Annotated in this window: 3 protein-coding genes and 1 pseudogene; 3 read left to right on the forward strand and 1 reads right to left on the reverse strand. The window is 63.2% G+C overall.

All coding sequences use genetic code 11. From position 1 onward, the window contains the following. On the reverse strand, positions 1-350 hold a 350-nt coding region (locus tag WAN71_RS01360; RefSeq protein ID WP_422223607.1), incomplete at its 3' end, for an AMP-binding protein. A 198-nt stretch (positions 351-548) separates the two neighbouring features. Here WAN71_RS01360 and WAN71_RS01365 point away from each other — a divergent pair. The 3 genes and pseudogenes from WAN71_RS01365 to WAN71_RS01375 all read left to right on the forward strand — a co-directional run bounded on the left by WAN71_RS01365 (position 549) and on the right by WAN71_RS01375 (position 2,693). Further along, complete coding sequence (locus tag WAN71_RS01365) at positions 549-1,844, forward strand: amidohydrolase family protein (RefSeq protein ID WP_422223608.1); 1,296 nt, start codon at positions 549-551, stop codon at positions 1,842-1,844. Positions 1,845-1,990: 146 nt separating this feature from the next. Continuing rightward, positions 1,991-2,227 (forward strand): annotated as a pseudogene (locus WAN71_RS01370) (MBL fold metallo-hydrolase); the annotation flags it as partial. 13 nt (positions 2,228-2,240) lie between these two features. Continuing rightward, positions 2,241-2,693 carry an MBL fold metallo-hydrolase gene (locus tag WAN71_RS01375; RefSeq protein WP_422223609.1) on the forward strand — a complete coding sequence of 151 codons (453 nt, stop codon included), beginning with the start codon at positions 2,241-2,243 and terminating at the stop codon, positions 2,691-2,693. Positions 2,694-2,805 lie beyond the last annotated feature (112 nt).

Consider the following 2,805-nt stretch of genomic DNA (forward strand, 5'->3'; position numbering starts at 1 on the left):
GTGAACAAGAGCTTCGCCTGGCTCTTTTGCAGGATGAACGCCGCCTCCTCGCCCAGGAATCGGGTATTGATCGGTATGAGGACCGCGCCTGCACGTTGCAGGCCCAGCGCCGCCACCACCCACAGCGGTGAGTTGGGCGCCCAGATGGCGACACGGTCACCCTTGAGAATGCCTGCACCGATGATGGCGGCGGCCGCAATGCTGACGGCCTCATCGAGCTGCGCGTACGTAAGGCGCAAGTCGGCGCCGACGATCGCCTCCGCGCTGCCCAGGCGCCGGGCTGCGTCGGCCAACAGTCGTGACGTCGTTCCGTAGCGCAAGTCCGCCCGCGGGTCATCCTCAGTTTGCATATTCTATACTCTATTCATCATATTTCTTGCTGGTTTACTCCGGGGCGCAAAACCGTTGGTGCCCACTTACGGCAGTGCGCTGTCCTCGACTTGTCGTATAGCGACGGCGGACTGGCCCCTGGTGCACGCCTCCGCACTTCAACCCTGAGTGCTCGACTCGGTCCTCGACGACCATCTCCCGGGAAGGAAGGAAACGCCTTGAACAACGACGACATGATTCTGATCAGCGTGGATGACCACATCATCGAGCCGCCGGACATGTTCGCGAATCACCTGCCTGACAAGTACAAGCTCGACGCCCCACGGCTGGTGCACAACCCCGACGGCTCAGACGTCTGGTCATTTCGCGACGTCGTTATCCCCAACGTGGCACTGAACGCTGTCGCCGGCCGGCCCAAGGAGGAGTATGGCCTGGAGCCGCAGGGCCTCGATGAGATCCGGCCCGGTTGCTACAACGTCGACGAGCGGATCAAGGACATGAACGCCGGTGGCGTGCTGGCGTCGATGAACTTCCCCTCGTTCCCGGGCTTCGCCGCCCGGCTGTTTGCCACTGAGGATTCGGACTTTTCGCTGGCATTGGTGCAGGCGTACAACGACTGGCACATCGACGAGTGGTGCGGCGCTTATCCCGGACGCTTCATCCCGATGGCGCTCCCGGTCATCTGGGATGCCGAACTGTGCGCGGCCGAGGTGCGACGCTGCTCGAAGAAGGGCGTGCACTCGTTGACCTTCTCGGAAAACCCCGCGGCCCTGGGATATCCGAGTTTCCATGATCCGTACTGGAATCCCGTCTGGGAGGCTCTCGTCGACACGAACTCAGTGCTCAGCGTGCACATCGGGTCCTCGGGCAAACTGTCGATCCCGGCAGTCGACTCACCGCCGGATGTGATGATCACCTTGCAGCCGATGAACATCGTGCAAGCGGCCGCCGATCTGCTGTGGTCACGGCCGGTGAAGGACTACCCCGACCTGAAGATCGCGCTCTCCGAGGGCGGCACGGGATGGATCCCCTACTTCCTCGACCGGGTGGACCGAACGTTTGAAATGCACTCGACCTGGACGATGCAGGACTTCGGCGGCAAGCTGCCCTCGGAGGTGTTCCGCGAACACTTCCTGACCTGTTTCATCAGCGACCCGGTCGGCGTCCGGCTGCGCCATGACATCGGCATCGACAACATCGCCTGGGAGATGGACTACCCGCACAGCGACTCGATGTGGCCGGGTGCGCCCGAAGAGCTCGGCGCCGTGCTGGCTGATGACCATGTGCCCGATGCCGAGATCAATAAGATGACCTACGAAAACGCTTGCCGCTGGTACTCGTTCAACCCGTTCAAACACATCCCGCGGGAGAACGCCACGGTGGGTGCGCTGCGCCGAGCGGCCGAAGGCCACGACGTCAGCATCCAGGCCCGCAGTCATCACGCCCGTGACGCGGCCGACAAACTCAGCAGCTTCCAGGACCAGATCGCCGCTGCGAGCGCCCAGCTCACCTGATCACGGTCCGCGGCCGGAGCCCAGTCACGACACGTCCAGGAGCACCGATGCAACTTGGGGAAATACGAATCGAGGGCGTCCGCGACGGCACCAGCTACCTGCCGGCGGACTTCTTCGGCAAGACCGAGGGCGAAGCGCACGCGTCCATGCTTGGTGATGACGGGCGACTGCAACTGCCCATAGCGGGGTTCGTCATTCATACCGGCGGCAAACGGGTACTCATGGACGCGGGGATGGGGCCCGTGACCTATGAGTGGCAACCCGACGAAGGTGCCCCGCTGAGGTTGGAAGGCGGCGGTCTTCCCGCGGCGCTGTCCGCCCTTGGATTAGCCCCCACAGATATCGATGTCGTTCTTCTCAGCCACCTGCACGCTGATCACAGCGGATGGGTCTGGCATGAGGACGCACCGTACTTTCCCAACGCGACCATCCGTTTCGGACGGGGGACTGGCAACCTTCGTCGAAGACGAGGTTCCCGGATCCAACCCGGTCGCCTTCCGCGCCCTCGCCGATCTAGGCAAAATCGATCTGATCGAGCACGACGGTGCAGTGGCGCCACATATCACGTCGCTGCACACCCCCGGGCACACGCCAGGCCATCAGACATACGTTATTTCAAGCGGGCACGAGCGGGCCCTCTTCCTTGGCGACGCCATGTCCTGTCCGCTCCAGATGGAGGTCCACGAGTTCGAAGCTCTGGCCGACTTCGACCGTGAGTTGGGCATAAGGACGCGGGATCGCATCATGGCCGAACTCGATGACGGTGATCTCGTCAGTGGCCCACACTTTCCCGGCGTCCGATTCGGGCGAATAGTCATTGGCGAAGCAGGCAGTAGGTACTGGGTCTAGGTGGTGACGAGGACCGTACCGCTCGCTGCTACGTTCGCGCCGCTGAACTCCGGTCGGCTCGCGGCCGTGCCGATCCCACCGCGACCCCTTGCAACGCCGGACCGGGCGCGAG

The organism is Mycobacterium sp., from assembly GCF_049280035.1.
In the GTDB taxonomy this organism is placed as follows: Bacteria; Actinomycetota; Actinomycetes; order Mycobacteriales; family Mycobacteriaceae; genus Mycobacterium.